General features: G+C 74.5%; 17 protein-coding genes. 14 read left to right on the top strand and 3 right to left on the bottom strand.

What is annotated here, in order from left to right; translation table 11 throughout:
• Together IH44_RS0134095 and IH44_RS0134090 are read left to right on the top strand one after the other, a co-directional pair.
• Nucleotides 1-357: cupin domain-containing protein (locus tag IH44_RS0134095; RefSeq protein ID WP_030463686.1), on the top strand; the 357-nt coding region annotated here is incomplete at its 5' end.
• Between the two features lie 157 nt (nucleotides 358-514).
• Nucleotides 515-982, top strand: coding sequence for a PPOX class F420-dependent oxidoreductase (locus IH44_RS0134090; protein WP_030463685.1), 468 nt, complete (start codon nucleotides 515-517; stop codon nucleotides 980-982).
• A gap of 59 nt (nucleotides 983-1,041) precedes the next feature.
• Here the strand turns inward: IH44_RS0134090 and ligD are convergent, their stop codons facing one another.
• Nucleotides 1,042-2,058 carry a non-homologous end-joining DNA ligase gene (gene ligD / locus IH44_RS0134085; RefSeq protein ID WP_030463684.1) on the bottom strand — a complete coding sequence of 339 codons (1,017 nt, stop codon included), beginning with the start codon at nucleotides 2,056-2,058 and terminating at the stop codon, nucleotides 1,042-1,044.
• 173 nt (nucleotides 2,059-2,231) lie between these two features.
• Between ligD and IH44_RS0134080 the strand changes: the two genes are divergently transcribed.
• Nucleotides 2,232-3,296, top strand: a complete 1,065-nt coding sequence (locus IH44_RS0134080; RefSeq protein WP_030463683.1) for an ATP-dependent DNA ligase — start codon at nucleotides 2,232-2,234, stop codon at nucleotides 3,294-3,296.
• Here IH44_RS0134080 and IH44_RS0134075 read toward each other — a convergent pair.
• Entirely contained in the window at nucleotides 3,269-4,285 is a 1,017-nt protein-coding gene (locus tag IH44_RS0134075; RefSeq protein WP_081967303.1) for a TetR/AcrR family transcriptional regulator C-terminal domain-containing protein, read from the bottom strand. The genes IH44_RS0134080 and IH44_RS0134075 overlap by 28 nt on opposite strands.
• Nucleotides 4,286-4,455: 170 nt before the next feature.
• Between IH44_RS0134075 and IH44_RS0134070 the strand changes: the two genes are divergently transcribed.
• From IH44_RS0134070 to IH44_RS0134055, 3 genes are all read left to right on the top strand, one after another.
• Nucleotides 4,456-5,673, top strand: coding sequence for an FAD-dependent monooxygenase (locus IH44_RS0134070; RefSeq protein ID WP_030463681.1), 1,218 nt, complete (start codon nucleotides 4,456-4,458; stop codon nucleotides 5,671-5,673).
• A gap of 87 nt (nucleotides 5,674-5,760) precedes the next feature.
• Nucleotides 5,761-7,035, top strand: a complete 1,275-nt coding sequence (locus IH44_RS43350; protein WP_157852556.1) for a hypothetical protein — start codon at nucleotides 5,761-5,763, stop codon at nucleotides 7,033-7,035.
• Between the two features lie 102 nt (nucleotides 7,036-7,137).
• Nucleotides 7,138-8,676, top strand: coding sequence for a serine hydrolase (locus tag IH44_RS0134055; RefSeq protein ID WP_030463680.1), 1,539 nt, complete (start codon nucleotides 7,138-7,140; stop codon nucleotides 8,674-8,676).
• 110 nt (nucleotides 8,677-8,786) lie between these two features.
• Here the strand turns inward: IH44_RS0134055 and IH44_RS0134050 are convergent, their stop codons facing one another.
• A complete protein-coding gene (locus tag IH44_RS0134050) occupies nucleotides 8,787-10,466 on the bottom strand; it encodes a carbohydrate binding domain-containing protein (protein WP_030463679.1) in 1,680 nt (559 codons plus the stop codon).
• A gap of 481 nt (nucleotides 10,467-10,947) precedes the next feature.
• Between IH44_RS0134050 and tdh the strand changes: the two genes are divergently transcribed.
• From tdh to IH44_RS0134010, 8 genes are all read left to right on the top strand, one after another.
• Nucleotides 10,948-11,979 carry an L-threonine 3-dehydrogenase gene (gene tdh, locus IH44_RS0134045; RefSeq protein WP_030463678.1) on the top strand — a complete coding sequence of 344 codons (1,032 nt, stop codon included), beginning with the start codon at nucleotides 10,948-10,950 and terminating at the stop codon, nucleotides 11,977-11,979.
• Between the two features lie 91 nt (nucleotides 11,980-12,070).
• Nucleotides 12,071-13,270, top strand: coding sequence for a glycine C-acetyltransferase (locus tag IH44_RS0134040; RefSeq protein WP_030463677.1), 1,200 nt, complete (start codon nucleotides 12,071-12,073; stop codon nucleotides 13,268-13,270).
• 262 nt (nucleotides 13,271-13,532) lie between these two features.
• Complete coding sequence (locus tag IH44_RS0134035; protein WP_030463676.1) at nucleotides 13,533-14,453, top strand: LysR family transcriptional regulator; 921 nt, start codon at nucleotides 13,533-13,535, stop codon at nucleotides 14,451-14,453.
• A 124-nt stretch (nucleotides 14,454-14,577) separates the two neighbouring features.
• Complete coding sequence (locus tag IH44_RS49235; RefSeq protein ID WP_255358162.1) at nucleotides 14,578-14,709, top strand: hypothetical protein; 132 nt, start codon at nucleotides 14,578-14,580, stop codon at nucleotides 14,707-14,709.
• The gene (locus IH44_RS0134025; protein ID WP_063759741.1) at nucleotides 14,706-15,104 is read left to right on the top strand and encodes a type II toxin-antitoxin system death-on-curing family toxin; all 399 of its coding nucleotides are present in this window, start codon (nucleotides 14,706-14,708) and stop codon (nucleotides 15,102-15,104) included. Before IH44_RS49235 ends, IH44_RS0134025 begins: the two co-directional genes overlap by 4 nt.
• A 358-nt stretch (nucleotides 15,105-15,462) precedes the next feature.
• On the top strand, nucleotides 15,463-16,434 hold the full coding sequence (locus IH44_RS0134020; RefSeq protein ID WP_051817892.1) for an urea transporter: 972 nt from the start codon (nucleotides 15,463-15,465) through the stop codon (nucleotides 16,432-16,434).
• 140 nt (nucleotides 16,435-16,574) lie between these two features.
• Nucleotides 16,575-16,880, top strand: coding sequence for an urease subunit gamma (locus tag IH44_RS0134015; RefSeq protein WP_030463673.1), 306 nt, complete (start codon nucleotides 16,575-16,577; stop codon nucleotides 16,878-16,880).
• A 3-nt stretch (nucleotides 16,881-16,883) separates the two neighbouring features.
• Complete coding sequence (locus tag IH44_RS0134010) at nucleotides 16,884-17,690, top strand: hypothetical protein (protein WP_030463672.1); 807 nt, start codon at nucleotides 16,884-16,886, stop codon at nucleotides 17,688-17,690.
• The last annotated feature ends 29 nt before the right edge of the window (nucleotides 17,691-17,719 follow it).

Raw genomic sequence — 17,719 nt, 5'->3', positions numbered from 1 at the left:
CGCCCCGCCCCGCCCCGCCGCACCGACCCGGGCACCGCGAAGACGGTGCTCCCGCTGACCCACTACGTCGGCGGCCTGCACGCCCACAAGCACGTCCTGCCCGCCGCCACCGCACCCCCGCCCCGGCCGCGCCCGGTCTCCCACCCCGGCCACGAGTGGCTCTGCGTGCTCTCCGGACGCCTCCGCCTCGCCCTCGGCGACCGCGAACTGCTGCTCACCGCGGGCGAGGCCACCGAGTTCGACACCCGCACCCCGCACGCCGTCGCCAACGCCGCCCCGGACCGCCCCGTCGAGTACCTGGTCCTGTTCGGCCCCCAGGGCGAACGCCTGCGCACCCGCCCCACCGGCCCCGGCTGACCACCCGCCACCCGGCCTGACCCCGTTTCCCCGCCGCGCCCGGCACCCTGCCGCGCCTGACACCCCGCCGCGCCCGCCGTCCCCGGACGACCCAGCTTCCCCGACACCCCGTCAGGGCCGCACCGGGCGAGCCGCCCCACCGCCTAGGCTGGCAGCCATGAGCCCTTCGATCGCCACCAACACCCGGGTGGAGCTGGCCGCGCTGCTGGACTTCGTCCGCCCCCGCCACCGGGCGCTGCTGCTCACCCGCCGCGCCGACGGCAGCCCGCAGGCGTCCCCGCTGACCTGCGGGGTCGACGACGCCAACCGGATCGTCGTCTCCACCTACCCGGAACGGGCCAAGACCCGCAACGCCCGGCGCGACCCCGCGGTGAGCGTGGTGGTCCTCTCGGACGAGTGGAACGGCCCCTGGGTCCAGATCGACGGCGAGGCCGAGGTGCTGGACCTGCCAGAGGCGCTGGAACCGCTGGTCGAGTACTACCGGAACATCTCCGGCGAGCACCCGGACTGGGACGAGTACCGCGAGGCGATGCGCCGCCAGGGCAAGTCGCTGATCCGGATCACCCCGCGCCGCTGGAGCCCGATCGCCACCGGCGGCTTCCCGGCCCGCCTCGCCAGCGACTGACCGGCCGCCGCGGCGGCCCCGCCGCTCACTGCTCCGCGGCCCGCCCCCGGCCCCGCCGCTCACTGCTCCGAGGCCCGGCCCCGCCCCCGCGCCCGGCTCGGCTGCACCCGGTCCGGCTCGCCCGGCATCTTCGGGAAGTCCGGCGGGTAGGGCAGGTCGCCCGCCCCCTGGTGCGCGTACAGCTCCAACACCCGTTCCAGCGAGCCCCGTTGACCGTCCATCCCGGCGTGCACGTCGCCCAGTTCGGCGAACCGCGCCGGGACGGTGCGCAGCGTGAAATCGGCGGGGGAGACCCGTTCCAGCTCCTCCCAGCGCAGCGGGGTGGAGGCGGTGGCCTGCGGGCGGGGGCGCAGCGAGTACGGGGAGGCGATGGTGCGGTCGCGGGCCATCTGGTTGTAGTCGACGAAGATCCGGGTGCCGCGCTCCTCCTTCCACCAGGCGGTGGTGACCTCGCCGCCCGAGCGGTGCTCCAGCTCGCGGCCGAGCGCGATCACGGCGTGCCGGCACTCGGTGAACGTCCAGCGCGGCTCGATCGGCACGTACACGTGCAGGCCCCGGCCGCCGGAGGTCTTCGGCCAGCCGGTCAGCCCGAACTCCTCCAGCAGCGGCCGCAGTTGAAGGGCGGCCCGGACCGCGTCGGAGAAGTCGGTGCCGGGCTGCGGGTCGAGGTCGACGCGCAGTTCGTCCGGGTGCTCGGTGTCCGCGCGGCGCACCGGCCAGGGGTGGAAGGTCAGGCAGCCGAGGTTCGCCGCCCACAGCACGGCGGCCTCCTCGGTCGGGCAGACCTCGTCGGCGCTGCGCCCGGACGGGAAGGCGATCCGGGCGGTCGGCAGCCAGTCGGGCAGGTTCTTCGGCGCGCGCTTCTGGTAGAAGAACTCGCCGCCCACCCCGTCCGGGAAGCGCTGCAACGTGGTCGGCCGCTCGCGCAGCCCGCGCAGCACCCCGGACGCGACCGCCAGGTAGTACTCGGCGACGTCCCGCTTCGTGTACCCGGGCTCCGGGTAGTACACCTTGTCCGGGTTCGACAGCCGCACCGTCCGGCCGCCGACCTCCAGCTCCACCGCTGCTCCAGCCATGCCCCCACGCTAGGCACGCCGCCGTGCCGCCCCCGCCCTCCGACACGCCGCGCGCCCCCGTACGGCCCGACCCCCGGACGGCCCGACTCCCGTCGACGTGCCCGGGCGCTCCGACACGCCGGGGCGGTCCGACACGCCGCCCGCCGCCGTTCCGCCAGGCCACCATCGGGGGCATGCAGCTACCCGTGATGCCGCCGGTGTCCCCGATGCTGGCCAAGCCCGTCGCCGCGATCCCGCCCGGCATGCAGTACGAGGCGAAGTGGGACGGCTTCCGGGCGATCGTGTTCCGCGACGGCGACGAGGTCGAACTCGGCTCGCGCACCGCCAAACCGCTGACCAGGTACTTCCCCGAGGTGGTCGACGCGGTCCGGGAGCAGCTGCCCGGACGCTGCGTCGTCGACACCGAGATCGTCGTCGCGCACGACGGGCGGCTGCACTTCGAGGAGCTGCTGGAGCGCATCCACCCGGCCGCCTCCCGGGTCCGCACCCTGGCCGAGCGCACCCCCGCCACCCTCGTCGTCTTCGACCTGCTCGCCCTGGACGGGGACGACCTGACCGGCCGCCCGCTGGTCGAACGCCGGGCCGAACTCGCCCGGTTGCTGGCCGGTGCCGTCCCGCCGGTCCACCTCGCCCCCGCCACCACCGACCTGGACACCGCCCGGAACTGGTTCTCCCGCTTCGAGGGCGCGGGACTGGACGGCGTGGTCGCCAAACCGCTGGACGCCCCGTACCGGCCGGGCAAGCGGACCCTCTTCAAGGTCAAGCACGCCCGCACCGCCGACTGCGTGGTGGCCGGCTACCGCGAGCACAAGTCCGGCCCGGTGGTCGGCTCGCTGCTGCTCGGCCTGTACGACACCGGCGGCCGCCTCCAGCACGTCGGCGTCAGCGCCTCCTTCCCGATGGCCCGCCGGGCCGAACTCGCCGCCGAACTCGCCCCGTTGCGCCTCGACCCGGCCGACCTCGGCGACCACCCCTGGGCGCGCTGGGAGGACGAGCAGGCCCAGGCGAGCGGCCGGCTGCCCGGCGCGGTCAGCCGCTGGACCGGCAGGAAGGACCTCTCCTGGGTGCCGCTGCGCCCCGAGCGGGTGGCCGAGGTCGGCTACGACCACCTGGAGGGCACCCGGTTCCGGCACACCACGCAGTTCAAGCGCTGGCGGCCCGACCGCACCCCGGAGAGCTGCACGTACGCGCAGCTGGAGGAGCCGGTCTCCTACGACCTGGGCGACCTGCTGTCCTGACCGTCCGGCGTCCGGCCGTCCGGCGTCCGGCCGTCCGCCGCCCGGCCGTCCGGCGCCACCTGCCCGATCAGCACCGCCAGCCCGTCCAGCAGGCGCTGCAGGCCGAACTCGAAGAGCTGGTCGAGGTCGAAGTCGTAGCCCTCCCGGGTGAGCCGGACGAAGGTGGGGTAGGCGGCGACCAGCTCCATGAACATGCCCTCCTGCTGGTCCATCCAGGCTTCGGCGTCCTGCCCGGTGGCGGCCTCGGCGGCGGCCTCCATCTCCAGGTTGAGCGCGGTGCCCCGGACGTAGTTGAACAGCGTCAGGTAGGCGGTGAACACGCTCGGCACGTCCAGGCCTTCGGCGACCAGCGCGGACAGCACCCACTCGCCGAACGGCAGCGCGTTGGCCACCGGCTGCGGCCGGGTCACCGACAGCGCGGAGGCCAGCCAGGGGTGGGCGCGGAAGGTCCGCCAGAGCAGGTGCGCGGCCAGCTCCAGGCGGGCCCGCCAGCCGAGCGCGGCGTCCGCGGCGGAGAACGACACCCCGGCGAAGACCCGGTCCATCATCAGGTGCACCAGGCCGTCCTTGTCCGGGACGTGCCGGTACAGCGACATGGTGGCCACGTCCAGCTCGGCCGCGACCCGGCGCATCGACAGCGCCTCCAGCCCCTCGCCGTCGGCCACCGCGACCGCCGCCGCGACGATCCGCTCCGCCGTCAGGACGCCCTCCGGCGCCGGGCGCCGGGGCAGCTGCCGCCCGGGCGGGCGCTCCGCCGGGGCGGGGGAGGGGGAGGGGCCCGGGCTCCCGGCGACCACCGTGCCGACGCCCGGGACGGCCCGCACCAGGCCCCGGCCGCGCAGCTCCGCCAGCACCTTGGTGGCCGTCGCCATCGCCACGTTCCACCGCCGGGTGATCTCCCGGGTGGACGGCACCCGGTCGCCCGGGCGCAGCTCGCCGCGCTCGATCCGCTCCCGCAGTTCGCCCGCGATCTGCTCGTAGCGGTCCACCCGCCTCACCTCCGCACTAGTGCACCAGTGAGCGGCCATGCTAGCTGCCGGGGCCGTCCCGGCACCAGCTCCCGCCGTTCCCCCGCCGCACTGGTGCACTAGTGCGGCACTCCAGAATTCCATACTCACGGGCTTGCATAGTGCAGCGCGTACGCCGTACGTTCGGTGTCATGAAGAACTCGACGACCAACCCTGACATCCTCGTCTCGGGCGGCGGCATCGCCGGCCCCGCCCTGGCGTACTGGCTACGCAGGGCGGGCTTCCGCCCCGTCGTGGTGGAACGCGCCCCCGCCCCCCGACCCGGCGGCCAGACCGTCGACCTGCGCGGCGCCGGCCGTACCGTCATCGCCCGGATGGGACTGCTCGACCGGGCCCGGGAACTCGCCGTCGACCAGCGCGGCATCGCCCTGGTCGACCGCCGCGGCCGGCACACCGCCCGGCTGCCCACCGAGCTCTTCGGCGGCGAGGGCATCGTCTCCGACCTGGAGATCCTCCGCGGCGACCTCGCCGACCTGCTGTACGAGGCCGTCGCCGACGACGTCGAGTACCTCTTCGACGACACCGTCACCGCCCTGCACGAGGACCCCGATGGCGTCCACGTCACCTTCGAGAACGCCCCGCCCCGCCGCTTCGACCTGGTGGTCGGCGCCGACGGCCTGCACTCCGTCACCCGCCGCCTCGCCTTCGGCCCGGAGAGCGAGCACTTCGTCCCCCTCGGCGGCTACACCGCCTGGTTCACCACCCGCATCGACCTCGACCTCGACGGCTGGTTCCTGATGTACAACGCCCCCGGCGGCCTGGTGGCGATGGCCCGCCCCGGCCGCCTGCCCGGCGAGACCAAGGCCGGACTCAGCTTCCGTTCCGCCCCGCTCGCCCTCGACCGCCGCGACCGGGCCGCCCAACAGCGCCTGCTCACCGAGAAGTTCACCGGCGCCGGCTGGGAGACCGACCGCCTGCTCGCCGCGATGGCCGACTCCGACGACTTCTTCCTCGAACACCTCGGCCAGGTCCGCCTCGACCACTACACCCGCGGCCGGACCGCCCTGATCGGCGACGCCGCCTGCTGCCCCACCCCCCTCACCGGCCTCGGCACCAGCCTCGCCCTGGTCGGCGCGTACCTCCTGGCGGGCGAACTCGCCACCGCCCGCGGCGACTTCACCACCGCCTACCCCGCCTACCAGCACCGCCTGCGCCCCTACGCCGCCCAGGCCCAGCAACTCCCGCCCGGCGGCATGCGCGGCTACGCCCCCGCCACCGCCCCGATGATCGCCCTGCGCGCCGCCTCCATGCGCTGGATGACCCGCTGGCCGCTGCGCCGCCTGATGGAAGCCCAGGCCGCCAAGGCCGCCGACATCGAACTCCCCGACTACACGCACTCCTTCGCCTGAGCCCTCGGCGCCGGGTGTCGGATGTCGAGTGTCGGCTGCTGGGGCTGTCGACGCCGGGTGTCGGCACCGGACGCCACAATGCCCGCCATGCGATGCGAAGTCTGCGGCCACGCCATGGCGAAGTGGGACGAGCCGCCCACCCGGTGGCGGCGCGAGACCTGGGAGTGCCCGTGGTGCCGGGCGACGGCCACCACCCACGGCCCCGAACTCCGGGTCAGCCGCAGCCCGTACGCGCCGTGGGAGATGCGCTGGGAGCGGGCGGTCTCCGACCTGCTGCCGGAGCCGGGACGGCACGCCTACGCCCACCCGCGCCGCACCCTGTGCGGGATCGGACGGCCGGACCTGTCGGGTTCCCCGTTCGGCATGTGGGGCGGAAGCGACGGGGACTGCCCGGCCTGCACCGCCGAGGCGCTCGCCGTCGACGCCCGCTGGCCCGAGCACCTGCGCGAGGGCTTCGGAGACTTCCTCGCCCCCGAACCGGAGCCCGACCCGCGCGACGCCCCCGGCCGGATCCCGCCGCCCGACGAACTCGGCCACCCGGCCACCGAACTCCCCCCGGCCCGCTGGAGCCCGCACACCCGCGTCCTCGCCGCACCGCCGCCCGACCCGGACCCCGGTCACCGCACGATCGGCGCCGGCCCGGCGGCCGTCCGCCTCCCCGCCCACTGGCTCGGCGCGACGATCGACCCCTACCGGCGGGACGCGCACCGGTGGACGGTGTTCCCCCGGCACTCCCTCGACACCCTGCCACCGCTGGACGAGGCGTCCTTCACCGGCGACTACGCCTGGTTCGGGCAGACCGGCGGAGCGCTGGACCACCGCACCCCCGTGACCGACCGGATCGCGGCCGCCCTGGCGGCCGACGGGCTCGCCCTCCCCGCCGACTTCACGGCCCTGATCACCCGCTCCCGCCTGCACCGCTGCCTCGACCGGGCCAGCGGCTACCGGACCGACCCGGTGGGCCCGCTGCCCAGCCCGCTGCACCCGGACGACCGGCTGGTGCTGCTCCTGCGCGAAGCGCAGAACTGCCACCTCTGGTACCTCTACCTGCACCGCGACGGGAGCTCCGCCGTGGTCCACACCGACCGCGACCTGACCACCGAGCGGGGCGAACGGTACGGCCCCGACGGCGAGTTGGTCCCCCCGTCGCCGGTCGAACTGTCCTGGTGCGCCCCGAGCACCGAGGTCTTCGCGTACCGCTTCCTGGCCCGGGCCGCCCTGCTGCACGCGATCGAGGACCGCGGCCGGGCCACCGACCTCGACCCCGAGCACCTCGCCTACCTCACCTCCCTCACCTCCCTCGCGCACCATGTCCGGCCGCGGCAGCCGCAGGACCGGGCCCCGACCCGTCCGTGCTCCTGACGGGTCGGAAAACCCGTGGAGCCGGGGCCGCGCGGGCCGTAGCCTGCCGGGGCCGACGGTCCGGTTCCGGGCCGGATCCGCCTCGTTCGACCGGGAGTTCGCATGGCCGCCCCGCACGTGCTGTCCGATCCGTCCGTCCGGGGGGCGCTGCTGCCGCGTTCGGCTCCGGCCGAGGTCGGGGTCTCGTCCCGGGCGGTGGCCGCGGTGCTGGACCGGCTCGAAGCACGGGGGGTGGAGTGCCACTCGCTGATGGTGGTGCGCCGGGGGCGGGTCGTCGCCGAAGGCTGGTGGGCGCCGTACACGGCCGAACGGCCGCACCTGCTCTACTCGTTGACGAAGTCGTTCACGGCGGTCGCGGTGGGGCTGGCGGTCGCCGACGGGCTGCTCGACCCGGCGGACCGGGTGGTGGACGTGCTGCCCGAGCACGTCCCGGCCGGGCTGGTGGGGCAGGGGCGCCGGATCACCGTCCACCACCTGCTGACGATGACCGCCGGGCACCCGGAGGACAGCCTCGCCGCGGCCTGGGAGCGGGAGCCGACGGACCTGGTGAAGGGCTTCCTGGGGCTGCCGTTCACCGCGCCGGAGGGGACGCGGCACGTCTACGACAACGCGGCGGCCTTCCTGCTGGCCCGGATGGTCGAACGGGTCACCGGCCGCAGCCTGCCGGAGTTCCTCGACGAGCGCCTGTTCCGGCCGATGGGCATCGAGCACGCCGAGTGGGACCGGGTCGCCAGCGGCGCCGCTTTCGGCTTCCACGGCCTGCACCTGACCACCGAGGCCGTCGCCGCCTTCGGCGAACTGCTGCTGCGCGGCGGCAGCCGGGCCGGGCGGCAGCTCGTCCCGCGCGAGTGGGTCGAGCGGGCCACCCGCCGGCACGTCGACTGCGTGCCGTTCATCGAGGGCGCCACGGACGCCGACTTCTCCTGCGGCTACGGCTACCAGTTCTGGATGTCCCGCCACGGCTACCACGGCCACGGCGCGTTCGGCCAGCAGTGCGTGGTGGTGCCCGGGCGCGACCTGGTGGTCGCGGTGACCGCCCAGGGGGAGTCCCAGGAGGTGTTCGACGCCCTGTGGGAGTGCCTGCTGCCCGGTCTCGACCACCCGGACGGCCCCCGCGAGGACCGCGAGCTGGCCGACCGGCTGCGCGCGCTGTCGCTGCCCCTGCCGTCGGGCACCGCCGACCCGGGCCGGACGGCCCGCGCGCTGCTCGACGCCTCCGTCCCCGACTCGGCGCTGCCCGACGGCACCCCCGTCCGCGTCGACCCCGCCGCCGACGGCACCGGCTGGCAGCTGCGCCTCGGCCCGCTCCCCGGCCCGATCCCTGGCCCCGGCACCGGCACCGGCAGTGACACCGCTACCGGCACCGGCACCGGCACTGGTACGGGCATCAGCCTCGCGGTGGGCCACCGCGACCGCCGGGAGAGCGCCCCGCTCGGCCGCCCCGTCGTCGCGTCCGGCGCCTGGCAGGGCGACACCTTCACCGCCGACCTCCACCTGGTCACCACCCCGCACCGGGTCCGGCTGTCCGTCGACGCCGCCGCGGGCACCGCGACGGCCGTGTGGAGCACCGTCCCGCTGACCGGCCCCCGGCTCGAACTGCACCTGCGCGCACCGCTGATGACCCGCCCCGACGTCTCGTAGCACGAACCTGCGAACCCGCGAACCCGCGAACCCGCGGACCCCGGCACGGGGACGGGGACGGCCCCGGTCCCTGTGGGGTGGGACCGGGGCCGTCGGGGAGTGGTGGCGCGTCAGCCGGTGAAGCCGGCCGTGATGGAGGTGAACTGCCAGTCGGACTGGGCGATGCCGGAGCAGGTCTCCTGCAGGCCGCCGCCCGCACAGCCGCGGTCCCGGTTGACCGACCAGAACGCCAGGCGGGCGATGTGGTTGGTGTTGGCCCAGTCGCGGATCGCGGTCCAGTTGGCGATCGAGGTGGTCTCGTTGTTGTCGCTGAGACCGTTCATGCCGGAGATGCCCAGGTGCGAGTACGCGGTGGCGTCGTCCCAGCCGTAGACCGACTTGAGCTTGTTCTTCAGGCCGGTCGCGGCGCTGACTGTGGCGGCGTACATGTCGGTCGACGCGTTGCCGAAGTCGAACGGCATGATGGTGAAGACGTCGATGTCCGCGCCGAGCGCCTTGGACTGCTCGATCAGCCGGTTGCCGGGGGCGGTCGGGCCGCTGATCGCGGTGCCGAAGGTGACGATCGTCTTGATGCCCGGGTTCTTCTGCTTGACGATCTTCAGCGCGTTCAGGATGCGGTCCTGGACGGTGTAGTTCTCGAACTCGTCGGTGTTCTCGATGTCGATGTCGATCGCCTTCAGGTTGTAGGCGTCGATCACCTTCTGGTAGGCGCCGGCCAGCGCGGTCGCGTCGGCGCAGTTCGGGCCGAGCTTGTTGCCCGACCAGCCGCCGAAGGACGGGACGACGTCGCCGCCCGCGGCGCGCACCGCGTTGATGGTCTGCTGGTCCACGCCGTTCAGCAGCGGGCGCTGGCTGTCCCAGGTCGGGTTGCAGCCGTTCTGCGCCAGCACGAAGGCCAGCGTGAACCACTTGATGCCGGTCGCGTTCATCACGGTGCTCGCGGCCGGCGGGTTGCCCCAGCCGTTGTACAGGTACGGCGCGGCCTGCTTGAAGGTGCCGGGCGTGCCGCCGCCGTCCGAAGGCGTGGTCACCGCAAGGGAGTTGGAGGCGGCCGAGGTGTTGCCCGCCGCGTCCCGGGCCTTCACGGTGAAGGTGTACGCGGTCGAGGCGGTCAGGCCGGTGACGGTCGCCGTGGTGCCGGTGACGGTGGTGGCCAGGGTGCCGTTCTTGTACACGTCGTACGCGGTGACGCCGACGTTGTCGGTCGAGGCGCCCCAGGAGAGCGAGACCTGGGTGGCCGCGGTCGAGGTGGCCGTCAGGTTGCCCGGCGCGGTCGGGGCCTGGGTGTCCGGCGTGCCGCCGCCCGGGCCGTCCAGGCTGATGTCGTCCGCGTAGTACGTGCCCTGGCCGAACCAGCCGTTCAGGTACACCTCGGCGCTGGTCTGCGCGGCGCCGGTGGTGAAGCTCACCGTCAGCTGCTTCCAGTCGGCCGCGGCCGGCGTCCAGGTCGAGGTGCCGCCGGTGACGCCGAGGTACACGTAGTTGCCGCGCACCCAACTCGACAGCGAGTACGTGGTGTTGGGCTGCACCGCGACGGTCTGGGTGCACTTGGCGTTGTCCGAGGCGCTGACCGCGCCGGCCAGTGCCTTCGAGCCGCCGTGGACGGGGGTGGAGACCACCGAGCCGAGCCCGCCGGAGCAGGACCAGCCGCTCAGCGTGCCGGTCTCGAAGCCGGGGTTGGTCAGGATGTTGGCAGCGCTCGCGCTGCTCGGAACGGCCGCGACGGCGGCCGTGGCCAGCAGCAGCGCGGCCGCGCCGACCGCGGTGGCGCGGCGGTTGGGGGCGTGCACGGGTACCTCCAGTGGGGGATGGGGGCGGAGGTGCGTAGGGAGCGCGCACAACAAAATGGACTGGACCAATCCCGAATGTCAAGGCTAGGTCAAAACCCGGACACCCGATTGACCCCCCGTCAGCGACCCTCCCGCGCCCCGGCCGTGTCCCTCCCGCTGCTCCGCCGTGCCCCTCCCGCACCCCCGCCGTGCCCCTCCCGCACCTCCGTCGTGCCGCTCCCCGCTGCTCCGTCCGGGTGTCTTGCGGCATGCCGCAACCGGACCCGAGCAGCAGCTCGGGCACGATCGTTCAGCCCAGCTGTGGCACCCGTTAAGAATTCCTCGATGGACCGCACCCACCGTGACCAGGCAGATTTCACTCTGCCCGGCCGGTGACCGCCGCACACCGGGCCGCCCCACCGGGCCTGCGCACCGCCGCACGCCCGCACCCGGGCCTGCCGACCCGCAGGCCCGACCGAACCCCGCGTCAGGAGCGCTCGCCGTGAAGGCACTCGTCAAGCTGAACGCCGAACCCGGACTCTGGATGACCGACGTCCCGGAACCGGAGATCGGCCCCGGCGACGTCCTGATCAAGGTCCTGCGCACCGGCATCTGCGGCACCGACCTGCACATCCGCAAGTGGGACGGCTGGGCCCAGCAGACCATCAAGACCCCGATGACCATCGGCCACGAGTTCGTCGGCGAGGTCGCCGCGGTCGGCGCCGCCGTCACCGACATCACCGTCGGCGCCCTGGTCAGCGGCGAGGGCCACCTGGTCTGCGGCAAGTGCCGCAACTGCCTGGCCGGCCGCCGCCACCTGTGCCGCAACACCATCGGCCTGGGCGTCAACCGCGACGGCGCGTTCGCCGAGTACGTCGCGCTGCCCGCCTCCAACGTCTGGGTGCACCGCGTCCCCGTCGACCTCGACGTCGCCGCGATCTTCGACCCGTTCGGCAACGCCGTGCACACCGCGCTGTCCTTCCCGCTGGTCGGCGAGGACGTCCTGGTCACCGGCGCCGGCCCGATCGGCATCATGGCCGCCGCCGTCGCCAAGCACGCCGGCGCCCGCAACGTCATGATCACCGACGTCTCCCCGTACCGCCTCGACCTGGCCCGCAAGCTCGGCGTCACCCTCGCCCTGGACGTCTCGCAGCACACCATCGAGGACGGCCAGCACCAGCTCGGCCTGCGCGAGGGCTTCGACGTCGGCCTGGAGATGTCCGGCCGCCCCGAGGCCATGCAGTCGATGATCGCCAACATGACCCACGGCGGGAAGATCGCCATGCTCGGCCTGCCCGCCGAGGACTTCCCGGTCGACTGGGCCCACGTGGTCACCTCGATGCTCACCATCAAGGGCATCTACGGCCGCGAGATGTTCGAGACCTGGTACGCGATGTCCGTGCTGCTGGAGGGCGGACTCGACCTCACCCCGGTGATCACCGGCCGGCACGCCGCCCAGGACTTCGAGGCCGCCTTCGACGAGGCCGCCGGCGGCAACTGCGGCAAGGTCATCCTCGACTGGACGACGCTGTAACTCGCCCGGACGACACTGCAACTCGCCCGGACGACGCTGCACCTCGCCACCCGCGTACGCCCGCTGACCCCTCGTTAGGAGCGACACCCCCGTGTTCGAGAACGTCCGCGACGACCTCGCCGCCACCCTCGCCGAGATCCGCGAAGCCGGCCTGTTCAAGCCGGAACGCGTCATCGGCACCCCGCAGTCCGCCGAGATCACCGTCACCTCCGGCAACGGCGGCCAGGTGCTCAACTTCTGCGCCAACAACTACCTCGGCCTCGCCGACCACCCCGCCGTGGTCGCCGCCGCCAAGGACGCCCTCGACCGCTGGGGCTACGGCATGGCGTCGGTGCGCTTCATCTGCGGCACCCAGGACGTCCACAAGGAACTGGAGCAGCGCCTCTCCCAGTTCCTCGGCCAGGAGGACACCATCCTGTACTCCTCCTGCTTCGATGCCAACGGCGGCGTCTTCGAGACCCTGCTCGACGAGCGCGACGCCGTCATCTCCGACGCCCTCAACCACGCCTCCATCATCGACGGCATCCGCCTCTCCAAGGCTCGCCGCCACCGCTACGCCAACCGCGACCTCGCCGACCTGGAGAAGCAGCTCCAGGACACCCAGGACGCCCGCCGCCGCCTCATCGTCACCGACGGCGTCTTCTCGATGGACGGCTACATCGCCCCGCTCGCCGAGATCTGCGACCTCGCCGACCGCTACGACGCGATGGTCATGGTCGACGACTCGCACGCCGTCGGCTTCGTCGGCCCCACCGGCCGCGGCACCCCCGAACTGCACGGCGTGATGGACCGCGTCGACATCATCACCGGCACCCTCGGCAAGGCCCTCGGCGGCGCGTCCGGCGGCTACGTCGCCGCCCGCCGCGAGATCGTCGCCCTGCTGCGCCAGCGCTCCCGCCCCTACCTGTTCTCCAACTCGCTCGCCCCGGTGATCGCCGCCGCCTCGCTCACCGTCCTCGACCTGCTGGAGACCAGCGACGACCTGCGCGACCGGCTGCGGGCCAACACCGAGCTGTTCCGGACCAAGATGACCGAGGCCGGGTTCGAGATCCTGCCCGGCGAGCACGCCATCGCCCCCGTCATGGTCGGCGACGCCGCCCGGGCCGGCCGCCTCGCCGAACTCCTCCTCGAACGCGGCGTCTACGTGATCGGCTTCTCCTACCCCGTCGTCCCGCACGGCGCCGCCCGCATCCGGGTCCAGCTCTCCGCCGCCCACAGCACCGCGGACGTCGAACGCGCCGTGGCCGCCTTCATCGACGCCCGCGCCGCGCTGGACGCCCCCGGCGCCTGACCCCACCCCTCCCGACCAGGGCGCGGGCACCCTCAACCGCGTCCCACCGGGGCCCGTCCCCCAACCCCCCTTCCGGGGACGGCCCACCGGCGCGGGGAGTCACTCCCGGCTCCCCGCGCCACCCCTTCCCCGGCCCCGTACGGCCCTTCCCCGCGCTGCGCCGAGCCCCGCGCCGTCGCGCGCCGTGTCCGTCCGGGGCCCCGTGCCGTCCCGGGTCCGGCCCCCGTCCCGGACGGGTCCGCCGCGCTGGCAGAATTGACCCGTGATCGACGCACGACGGCTGCGGACCCTCCGGGCCGTGGCCGACCACCGGACCGTGACCGCCGCGGCGGCCGCGCTCTACCTCACCCCCTCCGCGGTCTCCCAGCAGCTCGCCGCGCTGGAGCAGGAGACCGGGCACACCCTGCTGGTCCGGGCCGGACGCGGGGTCCGGCTCACCGCTGCCGGGGAGATCCTGCTCACCCACGCCGACGCCGTCCTCGCCCAGCTCGAACGCGCCGAGGCCGACCTCGCCGCCTACAGCTCCGGCGCGGCCGGGGAGGTCACCGTCGCCGCCTTCGCCACCGGCATCGCCCTGGTCCTCGCCCCCGCCGTCGCCGCCCTCGCCGGCAGCGCCCCCGACCTGCGGGTCCGCGTCCTGGACGCGGAGGGCGACGCCAGCCTGCCGATGCTGCTCGACGGACGCGCCGACATCGCCGTCGCCGTCGAGTACCGCGGCGCCCCGCGCGCCGACGACCGCCGGCTGACCCGGCTGCCGCTGTACGCCGAACCCTTCGACGCCGTCCTCCCGCTGCACCACCCGCTCGCCGCCGGGACCGGCCCGGTCGCGGTCGCCGACCTGGCCGCCGAGCCCTGGATCGGCCCCTACCCGGGCAACCCCTGCCACGACGTGGTCCTGCTGGCCTGCGAGCACGCGGGCTTCCAGCCCCGGCTGGTCCACTCCTCCGACGACTTCCGGGCCGTCACCGCCCTGGCCTCGGCCGGCGCCGGGGTGGCCCTGGTCCCGCGCTCGGCCCTGCGCGGCACCGAGTCGGACGCGATCGCCGTCCGCCCCGTCGACAGCGCCCTCGCCACCCGCAGGGTCTTCGCCGCGACCCGGGCCGGCGCCGAACTCCACCCCCTGATCCGCCCCGTCCTCACCGCCCTCGCCACCGCCGCCGGACACCTCGACCACCCGGCCTGACCGCCGTCCCCCGCCGTCCCCCGCTGTCCGCCGCCCGCCGGTCGAATAACCGATCGACCGCGCCGCGCCCCGCCCGCTAGCTTCCACCCCGGGGGATCGAACCCGTCCGGGAGGAGGCACCGAGGTGGAGCAGCAGGAACAGGACCGGCAGGAGCAGGACCGGCAGTCCGAGCAGCACGCCGCGCGCCGCGCCGCGCTGGTGGCGCGGATCCGGGCGGCGAACGCCGAGACGCTGGAGAGGCTGGCCGAGCTGTGAGCGCCCGCCACGAGGCCGCCGCGCACCTGGACGAGGACGACATCGCGTACCTGCTGGGCCGCGTCGCGGTGGTGCGCGAGCGCTCGCTGCTGCGCTCCGCGCTCGGCCGTCCGCGGGCCTCGGCGTTCGGGGCGGACGCGTACCCGGACGCGTGGGCCAAGGCGGTCGCGCTCGGCGAGTCCCTCGCCCGCAACCACCCGATGACGGACCGGAACAAGCGCACCGCCTTCGAGTCGATGCTGCTGTTCCTCGACTACAACGGGCAGCCGTACGCCGACCCGCACCCGGACGACGCCGTGGCCTTCGTGCTGCGGCTGGCCCAGGGCGGCTACCACGGTCATTTCGACGCGGCGGTGGCCGATTTCCGCCGGATGCTCGGTGCGGACGCCGCCTGAGCGCGTTACCCGCATTCACGGTTCCGCCACAATGCGGGGGCGTTTCACCGATCATCCACCGCTTGACCGACCGAATTGTCCGCCTCGGACCGCTTTGCGTCGAACACGCGGCTGTCACCGAAACCGACGGGGCGTCACGAGCCGGTAAAAATTGGCAAAGGATGCCCTTCTCGGCGGTGCCGCTGAGCTGCTGATTCAACAGATTGTTGCAGCTCAGTGGCCGGGTGGTGACGCTCCGTGGATTTGGCGTGACTCCCCGTTCCTGATGGAATTCGCAATCCGCAGGAGTACGGTTCCGGAGGAATCGCCGGGGCCAACTTCCAGGCAGGCCGGCCGTACCGGAAATTGGTGCGCAGTCATGGGTCAGCAATGGGGCGGGGAGAAGGCCGCCGCGGCGATCCGGCCGGTATTCGGCCGGTTCCCGGCGGAAGTCCTGCGCGGGGTCGCGCAGGTCGATTTCATGCCGTCCGCGGTGTGCGGGCTGTTCTTCACGGCGGCCCTGTTCGCGGCCGGCCCGCAGTACGGCCTCTACGGGCTGCTCGGCAGCGCCGTCGCCACCGCGGTGGCGTACGGGCTGGGGCTGGACCGGACCGCGGTGGGGGCGGGGCTGCACGGCTACAACGGGTGCCTGGTGGCGCTGGCCTGCGCCGTGTTCCTGGGCGCGGGCCACCCGGCGACCCTCGCGGTCGCGGTGCTCGGCGCGGCGGTCGCGGTGGTACTCACCGCGGGCCTCGCCGCACTGCTCGCCAAGGCCGCGCTGCCCGTCCTGACCGCACCGTTCTGCCTGGTCGCCACCGCCCTCACGGCCGCCGCCCCGGGCTTCCGGCAGCTGTGGCACGGCGCCCCGGCGCCCGCCGCACTGCCCGCCCCCGCGACCGGCACCACCGCGCCGGGCTGGGGCGACCTCTGGCACGGGTTCTTCGCCAACATCGGCCAGGTCTTCTTCCTCCCGCAGTGGTACGCCGGCCTGCTGTTCCTGGCCGGACTGTTCGCCGCCGGCCGCCTCGCCGGCCTGGCGGCCTGCGCGGGCAGCGCCACCGCCCTGCTCACCGCCTGGGCGTTCGGCGCGCCCGGCGACCAGATCGGCCAGGGCCTGCTCGGCTACAGCGGCGTGCTGACGGCCCTCGCCCTGTACGGGGTGTTCCTGGCCCCGGGCGGGTGGAGCCTCGGGTACGCCCTGGCCGGCGCGGCCACCGCGACCCTGCTCACCCCGGCCCTCGGCGCGGTCACCGCCCCGTTCGGCGGCCACGCCCTCACCTGGCCGTTCGTCCTCACCACCCTGCTCTTCCTGGCCGCCGTCCCCGCCGTGCCCCGACTGCACCGGCGCTGACCGCCGACCGCTCCCCGCCCTACCACCCCGGAACCCCCGACACTTCGGACACTTCCCACCCCGCCGCCCGGCGGCACTCGGCGCTGCCCGAACGCCGCCCGGCATTTCGACCGGATTCCCGGAAAGGACGCGTGGCTCCCGTGAATCTCTCCCCCCGCGAGATCGACAAGCTGTACATCTACGTCGTGGCCGACCTGGCCCGCAAACGCCGCGACCGCGGCGTCAAGCTGAACTACAGCGAAGCCTGCGCACTGATCAGCGAGGCCGTCATGGAGGGCGCCCGGGACGGCCGGACCGTCGCCGAGTGCATGGAGATCGGCAAGCAGGCGGTCCGCGGCGAGGACGTCATGCCGGGCGTGCGCGAGATGCTCCCGCTGCTCCAGGTCGAGGCCGCCTTCGTCGACGGGACCAAGCTGGTCTCCTGCCACGACCCGGTCGGCGCCTGACCCATGACGCGCCCTCAGCACGCCGTCGTGGTGCTGGCCGGCGGCCACGAGAGCGACGGCGGACGGGACCTCGCCCCCCTGGTCGCCGCCACCGCCGGGCCGACGGTGCACGCCGCCGGGCCGACGGTGCACGCCGCCGCCCCGGCGGGCCGCCCGCTCGCCGAGGCGGTCCGCGCGGCCCTGGCCGCACCCGGCGGCCACCCGGTGTGCGTCGTCCCGATGACCCTCGGCCGGGATCCGCGCCTGGTCGCCGAGACCGCCCGGACCCTGCGCGGACTCACCGCCGAGCAGGGGCAGCGGCCCGGACGGCTCGCGCTGACCGCGCCGTTCGCCGCCGCCGAACACCTGGTCGGCTGGCTGCGCGCCGCCGCCCGCACCGCCCCCGTCACCCCGGACGGCGCGCTGCTGGTCACCGCCCCGGCGGCCGGCCCGTTCGAGGACGCCGAACTGTTCCGGATCGCCCGGCTGGCCCGGCAGTTCGGCCGCCACCGCTGGGTGGAGGTCGCGTTCGACGGCGGCGACCCCGACCCGGCCGAGGGCGCGGCCCGCTGCCGCCTGCTCGGCGCGCGCACCGTCACCGCCGTCCCGGCCGCGTTCGGACCGGCCCTGCGCACCCCCGTCCCCGGCGTCCTCGACGGCGGCCCGCTGCTGCGCCCGTCCGCCGTCGCCGGGGTGCTCGCGGCCCGGGTGGCGGACGCCCTGCACCTGCTCGGCCACGGCGAGGACGGCACCGCCGCCGGCCTGGACGCCGAGCACGGCCACGGCTACGCGCACAGCCACGGCCCGGGCGAACCGTCCCACACCCACTGACCCCCCCCGACACCCCCGACACCCCCGAC

The organism is Kitasatospora sp. NRRL B-11411 (assembly GCF_000721345.1).
Lineage (GTDB): Bacteria > Actinomycetota > Actinomycetes > Streptomycetales > Streptomycetaceae > Kitasatospora > Kitasatospora cineracea.
This window is presented reverse-complemented; position numbering and strand designations above follow the sequence as displayed.